Origin of the sequence: Methylovorus glucosotrophus, assembly GCF_009858335.1 — a bacterium.
Lineage (GTDB): Bacteria > Pseudomonadota > Gammaproteobacteria > Burkholderiales > Methylophilaceae > Methylovorus > Methylovorus glucosotrophus.
Window position 1 is genome coordinate 370,176 of the sequence record NZ_VMSE01000002.1, and the last position, 16,991, is coordinate 387,166.

Genomic DNA, 16,991 nt, shown 5'->3' on the forward strand with positions numbered 1-16,991 from the left:
TGTATAGCCCTGGAACGGGCAGGAGCAAGTATGAAAGCAAGAATCAAGTGGGTGGAAAATGTCTGCTTCATGGGCGAGTCTGAAACCGGGCATGCCGTGATTCTGGATGGCGCCCCGGATGCCGGTGGCCGTAATCTCGGCATGCGTCCGATGGAAATGCTGCTGATCGGCATGGGCGCCTGCACGTCGTTTGATGTGGTGACCATTCTCAAAAAAGCCCGCCAACCAGTGACCGATTGCGTTGCGGGCATCAGCGCCGAACGTGCCGATGAGGTGCCAAAGGTCTTTACCAAGATTCATGTGCATTTTGTGGTGACGGGCAAAGGATTGAATCCGGCACAAGTCGAACGTGCGGTGAAACTGTCTGCTGAAAAATACTGCTCGGCATCCATCATGCTTGGTAAGGCAGCAGAAATCACCCACGACTATGAAGTGGTGGAGGCCCCGCTGTGAGCACACGCCCAGGCGGCATGCTGGGCATGCATCATGTGGCCTTGTTTGTGCATGATCTCGAAGCTTGCCTGCATTTTTACCGCGATGTGGTCGGCATGGTCGAAGAGTGGCAGCCTGATCCGGACAATATCTATTTAACTTCCGGTAACGACAATGTCGCCCTGCACCGGCTGGCGGCAGACAAAACGCTGGATGGCCCGCAACGGCTGGATCATCTGGGCTTCATCCTGCGGACACCGGAGGATGTGGATGCCTGGCATGCCCACCTGACGGCGAATGAAGTTCGCATTGCGCAGGCGCCCAAAACCCATCGTGATGGTGCACGCAGTCTTTACTGCTTTGACCCTTGCGGGAATCTGGTGCAGTTTATTTATCATCCGCCGATTGCAGACAAATTGTAGAGTGCAACCTGCGGTTAGGAATCAAAAAGGCCCCGCAAATGCGAGGCCTTTTTTGTGTGGGTGATTTATTAATTTGTTTAATATTTCCAGGTGAGGGTGGCGCTAGCGTTCATGGGGGCTCCGTAATAGCTCTGACCACCATTGGCCCACATCAGACTGGTGAGGTATTTTTCGTCGGTAAGGTTATAAATGTTTAACGCCGCGCTCCAGTGTTTATCGATTTCATAATTGGCCATCAGGTTCAAGAGTGCATAGCTATCCTGCTTATATCGTGTAGTGCCTATATCTACATGCGTTTCGCTTTGCCAATTAACGCTCGCGCCGACTTTCAGTTTTTCGATAAAAGGCACTTGGTAGACGGTGGTTAGTCTTAGCAGCTGCCTTGGGGTGTAAGGCTTGACGTTCTCATCATTGTCACCTTTTACACTGGCCAACCGGGTGTACCCGCCGGTGATCTTCAGTCTTGGGGTTACCTCACCTGACATATCAAATTCATACCCCTTGGTGGTGGCGTTGATACCTTCATAGATGGTGGTGTTGCCTATCACTGTGCCAGTGGACTGAGCCAGATTTTCTTGTTCAGTCTTAAATACTGCAAAAGATGTGTTCAGGTTATTGAACAGCTGACTTTTAATGCCGGCTTCATAGTTTTTGCCTTTCATTGGCGCCAGTGGCTGGAGGTTCCTGTCCAGTTTGGTTTCTGGATTGTAGATGCCGGTATAGCTGGCATAGAGAGAGTGTTCATTTGTCAAGTTATAGACTGCTCCGGCATACGGAGTGATTTTATTATTGGCTTCCGATTCTCTGCTGACGCCATAACTTACTCCGGTCAGCTCATAGCTCAACATGTTTCCGCCAGTGGTGATTTTCAGTTTGTCAGTGACATTGAATTTGGCTGCGGCATAGGTGTTAAGGCGTTTGACGTCAAAGGAAGCCGAGCTGCCTGTCACCCAGGTAGGCTCTGGCAGGTCGCCCGCATTATCGAAACTGCTGAGACCGATCGTTGTGTAGGAAGCTGATTTCTCGTGCTCATCATAAGTGGAGCGCGACCAGTTACTGCCAATTACCAACTCATGTTCACGACCCGCTAATTGAAATGGGCCAGATACATAGGCATCCGCAATCAATTCTTTATAGGAGTCGCGATATGCACCTGGCCAGCCGGTCAAGCCAGTTCCTGTGCTGCGGTCTTCGTTGCCAAAAACATAAAGAAGTTTGGCATTTCCAGTCATTTCTTTGCGGGTTAGCTGGGTGCGCAGTTTCCAGCCGTTATTGAACAGGTGGGTCAGCTCAGCGAAGGTAATATTGTTGGTTGTATCCCAGTAGCTCCAGTCTGCAGATGTAGATGCTGATCTGCTGTAATGGCGGGTTGAGCCATCCGAGTAAAGCAGTGGCAGGCTGCCCCACATCGGGCTGTTGGTATTATTCTGTTGATAGGTGTGACCAAATGTCACCGTCGTGTTATCGGTAATGTCTGCTTCAATTACGCCATAAGCGACATTCCGCTCCTGACTGTAGCGGTCCAGGTATGAGTTACGATCCTGGTTGGAAAGAACCAGGCGGCCGCGCACATTTCCGGCCTCATTCAATGGGCCAGAGACATCCATATCTACCCGGCGCTTGTCCCAGGATCCGACGGTCAGATCAATCTTGGCCTGAAATTCTTGTGTCGGGCGTTTGCGGATAAAGTTGATGGTGGCTGATGGGTTTCCTGTGCCGGATAATAAGCCTGTCGCACCCCGTAAGACCTCAATTCGATCATAGACTGCAGTATCTATATCACCAATTAATAGCCCATCCGGGAACGGCACACCAAGTCCATCTATCTGGAAGTTGGTAATGTCTGAGCCTCTGGCTGTGTAATATGTACGATCGGTTTCGGCCCGTTCAACCTTAATGCCGGTGGTCATGTCCAGCACATCATTAATGGATGTGAGCTTGAAGTCATCCATTAACTCGCGTGTGACGACAGAAATCGACTGCGGTGTTTCCCGCAAACTCGTATTCAAACGGGTCGCAGTTTCTGTGGATTTCACCGTATAGGATTTTGTTTTTTCAGAAGCCTGTGGGGCCGAGTCTTCGGCCTGGGCGCTTACTTTCACTTCCGGCAGTGTGCTTGTGTTTTCAGCGGTTTGTTCGGCAGCGAAACTATTGGCTGCCCAGATGGCGGAGAGAGCCAGCGCAAGTGCTTTTTGTTGCATGGGGTGTCCTCATGGAGCTTATGGTTGAGGCACGGGCGGGCTACTTGTTGCTGGCTGGTGCGGATGATTAATTTATCAAATGATAATCGTTTTCATCCACATTGAAAATGCATGGAGTGTAAAAGTGTTGGATTTTTACATCTGCAAAGGAACTTACAGGGTATCAGGAGAGGTATCCCCCGCTTGAAGAGCAGTGAATGTTGCAGGGGTGCAACATTCACGGAGGGAAATTTATTCTGTCACTTTGGCCGTCAGGGTGTGCTGGCTCGAAATGACATCCAGCAAGCGGTCGATATTGGGGTGTTTGCCTGGAAAGGCTTTTGCATCCGCAGTGTGCTCGGCATACAGATCCAAGCCCTCCTGAGCGGCGGCGGGTGTGATGGCGCCATGCTTTTTGATCAGGTGTTGATATACCTTAAGCGAGCCCTGGCTGCCGGGTTTGTTTTCAATCAAGCCTGCGGGTTGCTGGTCAGGAGTGTAAAGGGCGATGGATTGAATATGATCTGCACTGGCAAGGGTACTGAGAATTTCGCTAAAAGGTTTCATGGCGGTGTTTTATCAGGCTTAAAGATAATAGGTGGTGGAAGTCATGACTTTGGACGCGGCTTGCATGGCGGACTTGATCGTAGGTGGAAGCTCCGCTCCACCCTGTGCCACGGCAGTTTCGGCATGCTTGGCTTCGTCTTCCTGCATCTGGGTGACAACTGCACGGCTTTTGGCATCCTGCTCAGGTAGCGTTTGCAGATGGGATTGCAAATGCCGACCCACCTGACGTTCCGTTTCCGCCAGAAAGCCCAAGTTCCATTTATCGCCCAGGGCGCCAGCCAATGCACCAAGTGCAAACGAGCCACCGTACCAGAGCGGGTTGAGCAGGCTTTTGCGGCCACCCAGTTCGCGGATGCGCTTTTCGCACCAGGCCAGATGCTCGGTCTCTTCACGCGAGGCTTCCTGCAAAGCTGCCACCGTCTGCGGATTGCGTGCAGTCAGAGCCTGGCCGTTGTACAGCGCCTGTGCGCAGACTTCGCCCACATGGTTGATGCGCATGAGGGATGCCGCATGGCGTTTTTCAGTCGCACTGAGAGGTGCTTCGGGAATCGTTTGGTCGGGGAAGGGGCGTTGGCTGTGGGCTTCGGCAAATACCGTGCGCAGGCCTTTGTCTAACTCGATGATCAGTTTGTCCAGCATGATGACTTTCCAATGAAAACCGCCGCCATATTGCATGGCGGCGGGTTCGGTCTTACTTGTGTTGCAGGATCTGCAGGCCTTTGAGCAGGTTCAGGGCCTGAGTGAACTGGTAGTCGTTCTTGGAGCCTGGCTCCATGGGAGCCTTGTCAGCGGCTTTGTCCTTGCCATCCTTGTCGGCTGGCTTGGCATCATCCTGGCTGTTGGCCGGGGTTTTTGGCGTTTCAATCGTCACCGGAGTATCGCCATCCTTAGGGTTGGACAGGTGATGTGACAGATCAGCCTCGCGCAGATTCATGCCTTGCTCGACGGTGTTGATCGTTCCTTCTTCCACAGCGATGTCCGGCACGATGCCCTTGGCCTGGATGGAGCGGCCATTCGGCGTGAAGTAACGCGCAGTTGTCAGCTTGATGGCGGTGCCGTTATTCATGGGCAGAATGGTTTGAACGGAGCCTTTGCCAAAACTCTGGGTGCCCATGATGACGGCGCGCTTGTGATCTTGCAGAGCGCCGGACACAATTTCAGAAGCCGAAGCGGAGCCGCCGTTTACCAATACTGCCATGGGCACGGTCTTGATGTCCGCAGGCAGGTTGCGCAGGTAATCACCACCGCCGCGCACGTAGTTTTCAGGTTGTGCGGTCAGACGCATCTTGGCATCTTCCGTGCGGCCTTCGGTGTAGACCACGAGGTCACCCTTGGGCAGGAAGGCAGCCGAAACACCAACAGCTGCGTTCAACAAGCCGCCTGGATTGTTGCGCAAGTCCAGAATCAGGCCCTTGAACGGTTCCTTGTTTTCGTCACGCATGGTCTTGAGGGCCTTGGCCAGGTCTTCACCAGTGTGTTCCTGGAACTGGGTGATGCGGACATAGGCGTAGCCAGGTTCGGTCAGCTTGAATTTCACGCTTTGCGTTTTGATCACGGCCCGGTTCAGGGTCACGATGATAGGTTTGGCTTCGCCCTTGCGCAGGATGGTCAGGGTGATGGGGGTGTCTGGCTTGCCGCGCATGCGCTTGACGGCATCATTCAGCGTCATGCCTTTAACCGGGGTTTCATCCAGTTTTACGATCAGGTCGCCGCTCTTGAGGCCGGCCTTGTAGGCAGGGGTGTCTTCAATCGGGGACACTACCTTGACGAAACCATCTTCCATGCCGACTTCTATGCCCAGGCCGCCGAATTCGCCTTGCGTACCGGCTTGCAGGTCCTTGAAGCCATCAGCATCAAGATAGGCCGAGTGAGGGTCCAGCCCGGACAGCATGCCGTTGATAGCCTCGGTCAGGAGTTTTTTGTCTTCCACCGGTTCTACGTAGTCACTTTTGATCTTGCCGAAAATCTCAGCGAAGGTGCGCAAATCGTCGATAGGCAGCTGTGGTTTGGTTTCCTTATCGGCGACGGCGGAGTAGTTGAGGCTGAGCATGATGCCCAGAACAGCACCCGCAGTGATGAGGCCGAATTTTTCGAATTTTGCGCGCATGTGACACGATTCCTTCATGGGAAAAGTAATGGGAAGTACTTAATGATTAATCAGATTAAAATTGAGCTTAACGCAAAGCTTGCATATTTTCCGCTATTTAATGGGAGCTTGCAAAGCCGCCGAGTGTTTTTAGGCGGTTTTTTACGCTATTTGTCAAAATCTTGCATACCTAACATCTTGCTAACTTGAGGTTGTCATGAAATCACATCATATCGAACTCGAATACTGTACCCAATGCCGCTGGTTGCTGAGAGCGGCCTGGATGGCACAAGAGTTATTGACGACCTTCGAATCGGACATCGAACGTGTATCGCTGGTTCCGGGTACCGGGGGCATTTTTGAGGTGCGTCTGAATGGCGAGGTTATTTTTTCGCGAAAACAGATGGAGCGTTTCCCCGAGTCCAAAGAATTAAAGCAGCTGATCCGTGACCGCATTGATCCTGAGCGCTCTCTTGGACACAGTGATCGCTAGGATGCGTTTGCAGAAATGCATAAATTTAAGGGATAAATTTTTAAACTCAATTTTGCAAATTTTTACTTTAAATAATAATCATTCTCAAATAGAATTGGCTGTATGTGATTCTGATTGAGGTGAATGTTAATGAATGCGATTAACCGGCTTGAGTTAAAAGCGCTGTTTGCCAGCCAGGCATTAGACCCTGAGGAACTGCCCGCCCATGACATGCTGGATGTGGTGATGTCCCGGCGCTTTGGGGTGGAGTATCAGCCTATTGTCGACGTGCAGGCTTGCGAAGTGATGGGCTATCAAGCCTCTGCCAGATTCTGGAATGCCGAGCAGCAAGCGCTGGATGCAGGGCGCATGTTTGCCAGCCTGCACCGCAACCCCTTGCTGCTGTTTTATACCGAACTGGAGATGAAGCGCTTGCAGATCGCGCAGGCGCCCAGCCAGGGATGGCTGATGCTGGATCTGGATATCGACAGCTTTTTTGAAGGTGGTGACCATCTGGATAATCCGTTTTTGCAGCTGTTCAAGACCCATGCCTGGACGGAGCGCGAGCTACTGGTCAACATTGTCGAAAATCATAATCTTGCCGATGCCCAGCGCTCGCAACGCATGATCGAGCTATTGCAGCAGAGTGGCACTTCGGTGGCGCTGGAGGATGTGGGCGTGCGCTGGGGCATGTTTTCACTGAGTGCTTTTATGGATGCCACGGTGATCAAGTTTAATGGTCAGCAGTTGCGCAGTATGAATGAAAACGCCGCTCAGGCCATGGTCGATTGGCTGGTGAGCGCTGCCCGGCGCATAGGCGTGCATGTCATCATGAGTGGCATTGATAGCTGCGAAGAATTCGAATGGGCGAAACGTTTTGGCGTGGATTATGTGCAAGGCGGACTGTTTGCCAAGCAAGAGATTACGGCCAAGCTATAAACGATACGGTGGTAAGGAAGGGCAGTTGAAACAGAGGTTACGGCGGGGAGGAGTTACTTGAGGGAAGGCTGGCTGGATTCGGTTTCACTCGGCTCAATACGTCGGGCGCCATTGAAGCGTTTGGCCCAGTAGGCATCTTTCATATCCACCACCTGAATGCCGCCGCCCGTGCTGGGGGCATGGATAAAGCGGTTGTCACCCAGATAAATGCCCACATGAGAAAAGGCAGATTTAAGCGTATTAAAAAACACCAAGTCGCCGGGTTGCAGCTCATCTTTGGATACAGACTGGCCCAACTGGCTGATGGCGCGTGCATTATGTGGCAGGGTCAGGCTGGCTGCCTGCTTGAATACATAACGAACAAAGCCGCTGCAATCAAATCCGGTGTCCGGGGAGTTCCCGCCGTATTTGTACTGAATGCCAGTGAGGCTGAGCGCGTTTAGCAGGACTTCTTGCGCCGTGTCTGACCAGTCAGCCGTGTCGGCAGCAAAGCCTGATTTGTTGCTGCCATTGTCCGCGCGCGTCTCTGCCGCATGGCAAAAACTGGTGAACAACAAGCCGAGAAAAATGAAGAGGGTGGCAAAACGCATGCCCCGATTCTAAAAGCAAAAGACGCGTGTTGTAAACCCTTGACGCAATGTGAAATTATTTTCGGCCTTCGGTTGCCAAGGAACCATAGTGTAGAATCAGGCTCAAGACATCACCAACGCCGGAGCCTGGTATGCGCAATCACTCCCTGATGAAATTCCGCAATATTCGCTATTCCTCCCCTCAGCTGGCGCATGATGTGCAGCGACCGCAAGAGGGCTTGCAGGGCACCTTGGCCGACTACGCACATCATATGGGGGTGAGCACCAGGCAACGTTTGCGTTTGATTGCCAGAGGCGTTGTAAATGAAATTCGCAGCAGCGCGCGGGAAGGCGGCAAGATGGCGGGCCGGGCGGCGGAACGAGTAAAAGCCAGACTGGCGCATGGCGCTGCCCGCCGACTGATCAAGCTGGCGGACAGGCTGGAACGCAAGGTCTCCCGCATCAAGTAGCCTCAAGTTACGTAGCGCTAATGTCACCCACCTAACAGGAATAAATTAACGCCCATGATTCGTGCCACCCTCTTCGTTATTCGTGACTTTCGCCGTATTCGGGCCATCGCCGGTATTTTGATGCGCTATGGCTGGGGGGATGTCGCCAAGCGTCTTGGGCGTGGCAGCTTTATACGCCGGGCGGGCAATGCCCTGAATTCAGAGGCTTCACGCGAGGTCATGAGCTTGCCATCCGAAGTGCGCGCGCGCCTGGCGATTCAGGAGCTGGGGCCAACCTTCGTGAAATTGGGTCAGGTGCTGGCAACCCGTCCCGATATTTTTCCGCCCAACTGGATTGCCGAATTTGCCAAGCTGCAGGATCAAGTGCCGCCAGTGGCTTTTGAAGAGCTGCTGCCTGAGCTGGAAAAAGCGCTGGGCCGTTCGCCCTTCGATGTGTTTCGTGATTTTCAGGTAGAGCCGATTGCTGGCGCCTCCATTGCCCAGGTGCACCTGGCCAAGTTGCAGGATGGCACCCCAGTCGTGCTTAAAATCCGCCGCCCAAATGTACAGCACAGTATTGATGCCGACCTGCGCTTGCTGATGCATCTGGGCAAGCTGGTCGAGGCCGAGTTTGAGCAGGCACGCCGTTTTCAGCCGGAAGAAATCATCAGCCAGTTTTCCAAATCCCTCAAGCGCGAGCTGGATCTGGCGTTGGAAGGGCGCAATACCGAACGCTTTGCGCAGAATTTTGCCAAGGATAAAAACGTCAAGTTTGCCAAGATATTCTGGGAATTCACCAGCGAGAGCGTGCTGGTCATGGAACATATTGACGGTATTGCTGGCAACGCGCTGCAAGAGGCGCGAGAGGCTGGGCTGGACCTCAAGCTGCTGGCCGAGCGTGGTGCCAATGCGGTGCTGAAGATGGTGCTGATTGATGGGTTCTTTCACGCCGACCCGCATCCAGGCAATATTTTTTACCTGGAAAACAACCGCGTTGCCATTATTGATTGCGGCATGGTCGGCCGTATTTCTTTCGAGCGACGCGGCGAAATCGCCGATTTGCTGGCGGCGCTGGTGTCACGGGATATTGATACCCTGCGCGATATCCTCATTATCTGGGCGGGCGATGCCGAGGTGGATGAAGCCAAGTTGAGTGCGGATGTGGATGAGTTCATCTGCAACTATGACAATGCGCCGCTCAAGCACCTCAAATTCAGTGCCTTGCTGAATGACCTGACGACCATCATGCGTGAGAATCACCTGTCGGTGCCGCCTGACCTCACCATGCTGTTCAAGGCATTGGTGACCCTGGAAGGCCTGGGCAGGCAGCTGGATCCGGATTTTCAGATAGTCAGCCACCTCACGCCCTTCGTGAAGAAAATAATCATTGATCGCTATATGCCAAGCACCCTGCTCAAGCGTGGGCGGCGGGGCATCAGCAGTATTGCCAGTGCGATTACCGAGCTGCCAGGCGATGTTTCGCAGGTATTGAAAGAAGCCGGCCGTGGCAAGCTCAAGATCAATCTGGACCTCAAGCGCCTGGATCACTTTGGTCATCAGCTTGATCACAGTACCAATCGGCTCACCATGGCCATGATTACCGCAGCCCTTATTGTGGGCTCGTCTATCGTCATGACGGTGCGCGGCGGCCCTACGCTATTTGGCCTGCCGGCCTTCGGGTTTATCGGCTTTTTCCTGGCCTTTGTCATCGGCGTCATGCTGGTGATTTCCATCTGGCGCTCAGGGCGGGATTGAGTCAAACATGCATTAGCTCTACAGCAGGGCGCGCCGTTTGAAGGCGCGCCCCAACTTGGTGCAAAAACGCACATATTGTCAGGAGTTGCTCTTGAAGATCATGATTTCTAACGACATTATGCGCTGGCACGCGGTTTGCGTAAGCTAAACCATGGATACTACCCTTCAAACTGCATTCGATGAGATGCAACTTCCAGCGGGGGCGGTACGCGAGATTTACGCCGCTTATGCTGACTGGTTGCGTGATGTTCCCCACCAACAGCTGGAAAGCAAACGGCAGGAAGCCGAGCTGCTGTTTCGCCGCGTAGGTATTACCTTCAATGTCTACGGTGAAACAGCGGGTGCCGAGCGCCTGATCCCGTTTGATGTGATCCCGCGACTGCTGGCGGCCAAAGAGTGGAAAGTATTGTCGGATGGGGCGATTCAGCGGGTACGGGCGCTGAACATGTTCCTGAACGACATCTACCACAACAAGGACATCATCAAGGCGGGCATCGTCCCCGCCAGCATCCTCGCCAATACCCAATACCGCCCCGAGATGCATGGGGTGGACGTGCCAAATGGCATTTATGCCCATATCGCGGGTGTCGATATCGTGCGCACCAGCGAAAGCCAGTTCTACGTGCTGGAAGATAATCTGCGCACCCCGTCCGGGGTTTCCTACATGCTGGAAGACCGCAAGATGATGATGCGGCTTTTCCCCGAACTGTTCCGTCGTTATTCCATCGCGCCGGTCGAGCATTACCCGCAAGTCCTGCTGAATAATCTGCGCGCGGTGGCCCAGCCCGGCGTGCAAGAGCCAACCGTGGTGCTGCTGACGCCAGGTGCTTATAACAGCGCCTATTTCGAACATGCTTTTATTGCGCAGCAGATGGGCATCGAGCTGGTCGAAGGCCAGGATCTGTTTGTGCGCAACAATGCGGTGTATATGCGCACGACCGAAGGCCCCAAGCGCGTCGATGTCATCTACCGCCGCATAGACGATGATTTCCTTGACCCATTGAGCTTCCGCCCCGACTCCATGCTGGGCGTTCCGGGTTTGCTGACGGTCTACCGCAACGGCGGAGTTACCTTGGCCAATGCCGTGGGTACCGGCGTTGCCGATGACAAGGCGACTTATACCTATGTGCCGGAGATGATCCGGTTTTACCTGGGTGAAGAGCCCATCCTTTCCAATGTGCCTACGTATGAACTGAGCAAGGAGGATGACCTCAAGTATGTGCTTGATCACCTGCCTGAGCTGGTGGTGAAGGAAGTGCAGGGGTCTGGCGGTTACGGCATGCTGGTTGGGCCTAGTGCCAGCAAAAAGGAGATTGAGGAATTCCGCTTGCGTATTCTTTCCAATCCCGCCAATTACATTGCCCAGCCAACGCTGGCGCTTTCCACCTGCCCGACGCTGGTTGAGCAAGGCATTGCGCCCCGGCATGTGGATTTGCGGCCATTCGTGCTTTCCGGCAAGACGGTTACCCTGGTGCCTGGCGCCTTGTGCCGTGTGGCATTGCGAGAGGGGTCGCTGGTGGTCAACTCATCCCAGGGTGGCGGTACCAAGGACACCTGGGTGCTGAATGACACCGGCATGTAAGCGCGGACTTGAAGCTTAAGCAGTTGCAGGCCGCTACGATAATGTAAAAAAGAGGGAATTCCGGCAAGGCAACGCCGGACCTCTCGGAAAAGGGTTCAAAGTGTTAAGCAGAACGGCGGATCACCTCTACTGGATGGCACGTTACATTGAGCGTGCCGAGAACATGGCACGTGTGCTGGATGTGACTTACAACATGTCACTGGTGCCGAATGCGGCGCAAAGCGAAGCTGCATTGTGGCAACCCGCGGTGGAGATTGCGGGCAACACCGAACTGTTTGAAAAGAATTACGGCGAGTACACGGCGGCGAATGTCATCCAGTACATGTCCATGGACGATGCCAATCCGTCCAGCATCTACAACTCCTTGCGCAGCGCGCGCGAGAATGCGCGGGCGGTGCGGGTGGCCATGTCCTCCGAAACCTGGGAAAACATCAACACCCTGTGGCTGGAATTCAGCCAATTCATCGGTATCCGGCTGGTGGAGAGCGGGCTTAGCGTATTTTGTGACTGGGTCAAATCCCGGTCACATCTGTTTCGCGGCGTGAGCTTTGGCACCATGCTGCGTGATGATGCGTTCCGCTTTGTGCGGCTGGGGACGTTTATCGAGCGGGCGGACAACACCGCCCGGCTGCTGGATGTGAAATACCATCTGCTGTTGCCCGAAGGCGAAGAAGTCGGCGGCGCGGTGGATTATTACGAGTGGAGTGCGGTGCTGCATTCGGTGTCGGCCTTTCAGGCTTACCAAAAGGTATTCAGCGATACCATTGTGCCTTGGCGGGTGGCGGAGCTGCTGGTGCTGCGTGGCGATATGCCGCGTTCACTGCTGGCCTGTTACGATGAAATCACCATTATTCTGGGGCAGCTGTCCGGTCGGCAGAATAATGAATGTCGCCGACTGGCAGGCGAACTGCACGCCAAGCTGCGCTATGCGCGCATGCGCGATATTTTCCAGGATGGGCTGCACGAATTCCTCGAAGACTTTATTGTCAGCAATAATAGGCTCGGTGGCGAAATCCAGCGTACCTATCTCAATGTGCACGGCGGCTAAGGCGAACTAACGGGTTACGGCAATGCTACTTAATATTGAACACCGCACGACCTACCAATACAGCGAGGTGGTGAATTACACCATCCAGCTTTTGCGTCTGACGCCGCAAAACGGCTTCGGCCAGCAGGTGTTGCGCTGGGAGATTCGCGTCAATGGCCATCTGCAGCCGCACAAGGATACCTACGGCAATCATGCCCACACCCTGGTGGTGGATGCCCCACATGAAGAGATCAGCATCGTGGCATCGGGCGAGGTGGAAACCGGCCTGAATGTGTTGCCTATCAATGATGGCTTGCCCACGCCGATTTATCTTCGTCCCACGCCATTGACCGAGATGGATGAAAACCTGACGGCCTTTGTGGAAGAATTCAAGTTAACGCACCCCAAACTGCAGGAGCCCGCAGCGCTGCAAGCATTGATGGATGCCATCATTGACCGTGTGCCGTATGTGAAAGGCCAGACGGCGGTGGAAACCTCCGCGGCCAAGGCATTCGCCCTCGGCTCTGGCGTTTGCCAGGATCATGCCCATATTTTTATTGCGTGCTGCCGCTATCTGGGTGTGCCGGCGCGTTATGTCAGCGGTTATCTGTTTACCCCGGATGGCAGCCTGATGGAAAGCCATGCCTGGGCAGATGCCTGGCTGGACGATATCGGCTGGATCAGTTTCGATGTCACCAACCGCTGCCGTACCAACGGCGTGCATGTGCGGCTGGCAACCGGTCTGGATTATCGTGATGCCTGCCCTATTAGCGGCGTGCGCAATGGTGGCGGTGTGGAAACCATGTCGGTTAAGGTCGTCGTCCATCAGATGCAGCAGCAAGCCCAGCAATAAGCGCTACCGTCATACCCAAGGAATCAGCACATGAACTCTCTCGGCTTTGCCCGTCACGGCGATAAGGAAAACTCGCCATTCTTTGAAGAATACCTAGTGCGCCTGCTGGAAGAGCGTGACCGTGTCGGCCTGACCGATATGATTCACGAAATAGATGCGCTGATGATAACGGTGGATCCTGGACACTCCATCCAGTACATCGCCGAGCTGGCGCTGATGACGCCGTATCATTACCTGGTCACGCTGGAAAGCGAAAGTCACTGGACGCATATCCTGCGCATTGATCTGGAGTCACCGGATATTCTGGTGCGCGAAGTCAAGGACCCCAACTTGCGCGGGATTTTCCGCGCCCTGAATGAGGTGTACCCGGTGGGCGCCCGCAAACCCAACAGCCGCTATATGGGGGAAGTGCTGCGCGTCAGCAATCTGCACGAAGTCAGCCGCCTACAGCAAGCGCGTGAATTCCGCTTTTTCAGCCAGGATGAAGTGCGCAAGCTGGAGCTGCCTGGCAATCTGGCCGTGAGCAAACCCTCGCCGTATACCCATAACATCATTGCCTATCTGGAACGCGAGCCGCAGGAGCTGCGCGTGTATGCGCTCGGTGTCAGTCGTATTGATAATGAAGTGCAGGCGGTCTACGAGCAGGCCAAGAATACCCAGGCCAAGCTGGGTGTAGATCAATTGCTGCTACCGCTGGATCACTTGGCCACGCGCGTTTACAGCCAGAATCGCGAACTGGCGATTCTGGAGTACCTGTCCTGGTCGAGCTACTATTTCTGGGGCGCCTACAACATCCACGACCAGAACTCGTCGACCAATGTCACCAAGAGCGTGCATGGCATCCCCGAATCCAAGAGCCCGGCCAAGGTATTCACGGCCAACAACACGCCTTATTTCGTCAATCACCTGGAAAAACTGCCTTCGCCGACCGAGACCTTCGTGCGCAACTATGGCCCGCGCCTGCACCACATGGCGATCGCCGTGCGCGATGGCGAAACCCAGGGCCTGGAGAACATAGATTACGTGGTGAATTCCATCGCCGAACAGGGCAAGGGTTTTCTGCTGGATGTGATCGGCTCCAAGAGTGAAGGGCTGAAGCAGATTTTCTCCAATGCCTCCGAACACTCCTCGCTCATCATTGAGTATGTGCAACGCTTCGGCAGCTTTGATGGCTTCTTTACCAAGGATAATGTGGCTGTGCTCACCGAAGCAGCAGGCCGCGAAGAGGGCGTGCAAGCCGTAGTCTGAGGGTGTACGCCATCCGTGCGCAGACGCTGGGGGCGCTTTGCGGTAAAATACGCGCTTCCCCAGCCTAGCCCTTCGCCATGACCGCTCACCGTCGCCAACTTGAACTGCTCGCCCCTGCCCGTAATGCCGACTTTGGCATTGAGGCTGTGCGGCATGGCGCCGATGCCGTGTATATCGGCGGCCCGGCGTTTGGCGCGCGTGCCAAGGCTGAAAACTCTGTCGCAGACATTGCACGCCTGGTGCAATATGCCCACCGCTTTCGTGCTGAAGTGTTTGTCGCGTTCAATACCATTTTTCACGATAACGAGATTGAAGCTGCCCGTGACATGACCTGGCAGCTTTACGAAGCGGGTGTTGACGCGCTGATCGTGCAGGATATGGGCCTGCTGGAAATGGATATTCCGCCTATTCAACTGCACGCCAGCACGCAAACCGATATTCGTACCGTGGAAAAAGCGGTGTTTCTGGATCAGGTAGGGTTCAGCCAGATCGTACTGGCGCGGGAGATGGATATCCAGACCATCCGCAAAGTCGCGGATGCGACCCAATGCAATCTCGAATTCTTTATTCATGGCGCGCTGTGTGTCGCCTTCAGCGGTCAGTGCTATATCAGTCACGCCCATACCGGCCGCAGTGCCAATCGCGGCGAATGCTCCCAGGAATGCCGCCTGCCATACACGCTGGAAGACAGCAAAGGCCGCATTCTCGCCAAAGACAAGCACCTGCTTTCCATGAAGGATAACGACCAGAGTGCCAACCTGCGCGCGCTGATTGATGCAGGCGTCAGCTCTTTCAAGATCGAGGGGCGCTACAAAGACCTGGCCTACGTCAAAAATGCCACCGCGCATTATCGCCAGCTGCTGGATGAGATTCTGCTGGACCTGCCGGATTACGCACGCGCGTCTTCCGGTCGCTGCAGCTATACCTTCACTCCGCAACCGGAAAAAACCTTCAACCGCAGCACCACCGAGTATTTCATTCATGGTCGTGGTGAGGACGTGGGCGCGTTTGACACGCCCAAGTTTGCCGGAGAAGAAATCGGCAAGGTAAGCAAAGTCGGTCCGGATTATTTTGAGGTGGAAAGCCAGCTGGAATTGCACAACGGCGATGGCGTGTGTTTTTTTGATGTACATAAAGAGCTGGTTGGCATGCGCATCAATACCGTCAACGGTAAGCGCCTGTACCCGAATGAAATGCCTGCGGATATACGCCGTAACATGACGGTGTATCGCAATCGCGACCAAGCCTATATGCGTCTGCTGGAAAAAGACTCTGCCAGCCGCCGCATCAGCGTCGATATGGTGTTTTATGAAACGCGTGATGGCTTTGCGCTGGATCTGGTGGATGAAGATGGCGTCACTGCGCATGCGCAATGCGTGGCGGAAAAGCAGCCGGCCCAGCAGGCCGAGAAAGCCTATGCCAGCTTGCGCGATAACCTGACCAAACTGGGCGCTACCGATTTTGTGGCACGCGACATCCGGCTTGAGATTGCCCAGCCCTGGTTCCTGGCGGCATCCATCATTAACGGCCTGCGCCGCGATGCGGTATCCGCGCTGGAAGATACGCGGCTGCAAACCTATCCCCGCCCGCAACCGGCGATTCCCGCCCAGCTGCCCGCTGTTTATCCGGAAGATACTCTGAGCTATCTCGCCAACGTCTACAACAAGCATGCGCGGGCGTTTTATGAAAAGCATGGTGTCAGCGCGATTGCCGCTGCCTATGAAGCCAATGAAGAGCTGGGCGAAGTGCCGGTGATGATTACCAAGCACTGTCTGCGCTATAGCTATGCCATGTGCCCCAAGGAAGCCAAAGGCGTCATCGGTGTGCAGGGGACGATTACCGCCGAGCCCATGACCCTGATCAGCGGCAAGGACAGGATTACTCTCAAATTTGACTGCAAGCGGTGTGAGATGCATGTCATGGGCAAGGTACGCAAACCTGTCCTCGCCATGCCGCCGCCTCAGCCCGTGCAGTTCTTTGCCAAGCGGCCATAAGCCCATCGGCGTGCATGATGGCCATTGTGAATAAATTCGCGTCAAAGCTGTAAAAACCGGTAAACCCGGCTGATCGCTCTCGCCGGCCTGCTTATACTCGTTGCTCCATTATCTGGGAGTTCTTGATATGCGTTCCATCCATAGCCCAATTGCCATCGCGTTACTGTTGTCGGCCTCGCTCGCTTCGGCTGATGCGCCGCCGCCTCCACCTCCGCAGGATTTTGCTGCCGCCAGGCAGGACGCCATTCAACGGCTTAATGCCGAGCTCGCCTGCGTGCAGGCGGCCAAAACCCCTCAGGCATTGCAGCAATGCCGTCCACGTCCGCCGGCTGGCGCTGATGGGCGGTCGCAGAATGCCCCACCTGGGCCGCCGCCTTCCTCCTGGTAGTTGTGTTCGCGCCCGAATCTCATGCGCT

17 protein-coding genes are annotated in these 16,991 nt (G+C 54.6%); 12 read left to right on the plus strand and 5 right to left on the minus strand.

Features of this window, described 5'->3' with window-relative positions; genetic code table 11:
* The first annotated feature begins 30 nt into the window (after positions 1 to 30).
* Together FNL37_RS12820 and FNL37_RS12825 are read left to right on the plus strand one after the other, a co-directional pair.
* Positions 31 to 453 (plus strand): OsmC family protein, encoded by a 423-nt coding sequence (locus FNL37_RS12820; protein WP_159356408.1) that lies wholly within the window; start codon positions 31 to 33, stop codon positions 451 to 453.
* 17 nt (positions 454 to 470) lie between these two features.
* Positions 471 to 854: a VOC family protein gene (locus FNL37_RS12825; RefSeq protein WP_159356544.1), complete on the plus strand. Its 384-nt coding sequence runs from the start codon at positions 471 to 473 to the stop codon at positions 852 to 854.
* Positions 855 to 931: 77 nt separating this feature from the next.
* On the opposite strand, the gene FNL37_RS12830 is transcribed toward FNL37_RS12825, so the two are convergent.
* The 4 genes from FNL37_RS12830 to FNL37_RS12845 form a co-directional block, all read right to left on the minus strand.
* Positions 932 to 3,055 (minus strand): TonB-dependent siderophore receptor, encoded by a 2,124-nt coding sequence (locus tag FNL37_RS12830; RefSeq protein ID WP_015829354.1) that lies wholly within the window; start codon positions 3,053 to 3,055, stop codon positions 932 to 934.
* A 231-nt stretch (positions 3,056 to 3,286) separates the two neighbouring features.
* The gene (locus FNL37_RS12835) at positions 3,287 to 3,601 is read right to left on the minus strand and encodes a DUF2322 family protein (protein ID WP_159356409.1); all 315 of its coding nucleotides are present in this window, start codon (positions 3,599 to 3,601) and stop codon (positions 3,287 to 3,289) included.
* A gap of 18 nt (positions 3,602 to 3,619) precedes the next feature.
* Positions 3,620 to 4,276 (minus strand): 2-polyprenyl-3-methyl-6-methoxy-1,4-benzoquinone monooxygenase, encoded by a 657-nt coding sequence (coq7, locus tag FNL37_RS12840; RefSeq protein ID WP_159356410.1) that lies wholly within the window; start codon positions 4,274 to 4,276, stop codon positions 3,620 to 3,622.
* A 16-nt stretch (positions 4,277 to 4,292) separates the two neighbouring features.
* Positions 4,293 to 5,708, minus strand: coding sequence for a S41 family peptidase (locus FNL37_RS12845; protein WP_013441264.1), 1,416 nt, complete (start codon positions 5,706 to 5,708; stop codon positions 4,293 to 4,295).
* 196 nt (positions 5,709 to 5,904) lie between these two features.
* Between FNL37_RS12845 and FNL37_RS12850 the strand changes: the two genes are divergently transcribed.
* Both FNL37_RS12850 and FNL37_RS12855 read left to right on the plus strand, forming a co-directional pair.
* A complete protein-coding gene (locus FNL37_RS12850; RefSeq protein ID WP_015829357.1) occupies positions 5,905 to 6,180 on the plus strand; it encodes an Rdx family protein in 276 nt (91 codons plus the stop codon).
* Between the two features lie 129 nt (positions 6,181 to 6,309).
* Positions 6,310 to 7,098, plus strand: a complete 789-nt coding sequence (locus FNL37_RS12855; protein WP_013441267.1) for an EAL domain-containing protein — start codon at positions 6,310 to 6,312, stop codon at positions 7,096 to 7,098.
* A gap of 53 nt (positions 7,099 to 7,151) precedes the next feature.
* Here the strand turns inward: FNL37_RS12855 and FNL37_RS12860 are convergent, their stop codons facing one another.
* Positions 7,152 to 7,688, minus strand: coding sequence for a C40 family peptidase (locus FNL37_RS12860; RefSeq protein WP_159356411.1), 537 nt, complete (start codon positions 7,686 to 7,688; stop codon positions 7,152 to 7,154).
* Positions 7,689 to 7,819: 131 nt separating this feature from the next.
* Between FNL37_RS12860 and FNL37_RS12865 the strand changes: the two genes are divergently transcribed.
* The 8 genes from FNL37_RS12865 to FNL37_RS12900 all read left to right on the plus strand — a co-directional run bounded on the left by FNL37_RS12865 (position 7,820) and on the right by FNL37_RS12900 (position 16,963).
* On the plus strand, positions 7,820 to 8,137 hold the full coding sequence (locus tag FNL37_RS12865; protein ID WP_013441269.1) for a hypothetical protein: 318 nt from the start codon (positions 7,820 to 7,822) through the stop codon (positions 8,135 to 8,137).
* 54 nt (positions 8,138 to 8,191) lie between these two features.
* Positions 8,192 to 9,871 carry an ABC1 kinase family protein gene (locus FNL37_RS12870; protein ID WP_013441270.1) on the plus strand — a complete coding sequence of 560 codons (1,680 nt, stop codon included), beginning with the start codon at positions 8,192 to 8,194 and terminating at the stop codon, positions 9,869 to 9,871.
* 151 nt (positions 9,872 to 10,022) lie between these two features.
* The gene (locus FNL37_RS12875) at positions 10,023 to 11,453 is read left to right on the plus strand and encodes a circularly permuted type 2 ATP-grasp protein (RefSeq protein WP_013441272.1); all 1,431 of its coding nucleotides are present in this window, start codon (positions 10,023 to 10,025) and stop codon (positions 11,451 to 11,453) included.
* A gap of 100 nt (positions 11,454 to 11,553) precedes the next feature.
* Positions 11,554 to 12,501, plus strand: a complete 948-nt coding sequence (locus FNL37_RS12880; RefSeq protein WP_015829359.1) for an alpha-E domain-containing protein — start codon at positions 11,554 to 11,556, stop codon at positions 12,499 to 12,501.
* 22 nt (positions 12,502 to 12,523) lie between these two features.
* Positions 12,524 to 13,333: a transglutaminase family protein gene (locus FNL37_RS12885; RefSeq protein WP_159356412.1), complete on the plus strand. Its 810-nt coding sequence runs from the start codon at positions 12,524 to 12,526 to the stop codon at positions 13,331 to 13,333.
* 30 nt (positions 13,334 to 13,363) lie between these two features.
* Positions 13,364 to 14,581 carry a hypothetical protein gene (locus FNL37_RS12890; RefSeq protein ID WP_013441275.1) on the plus strand — a complete coding sequence of 406 codons (1,218 nt, stop codon included), beginning with the start codon at positions 13,364 to 13,366 and terminating at the stop codon, positions 14,579 to 14,581.
* A gap of 77 nt (positions 14,582 to 14,658) precedes the next feature.
* Positions 14,659 to 16,575, plus strand: a complete 1,917-nt coding sequence (locus FNL37_RS12895; RefSeq protein ID WP_159356413.1) for a peptidase U32 family protein — start codon at positions 14,659 to 14,661, stop codon at positions 16,573 to 16,575.
* Positions 16,576 to 16,702: 127 nt separating this feature from the next.
* Positions 16,703 to 16,963, plus strand: a complete 261-nt coding sequence (locus FNL37_RS12900; RefSeq protein ID WP_159356414.1) for a hypothetical protein — start codon at positions 16,703 to 16,705, stop codon at positions 16,961 to 16,963.
* Positions 16,964 to 16,991: the final 28 nt, after the last annotated feature.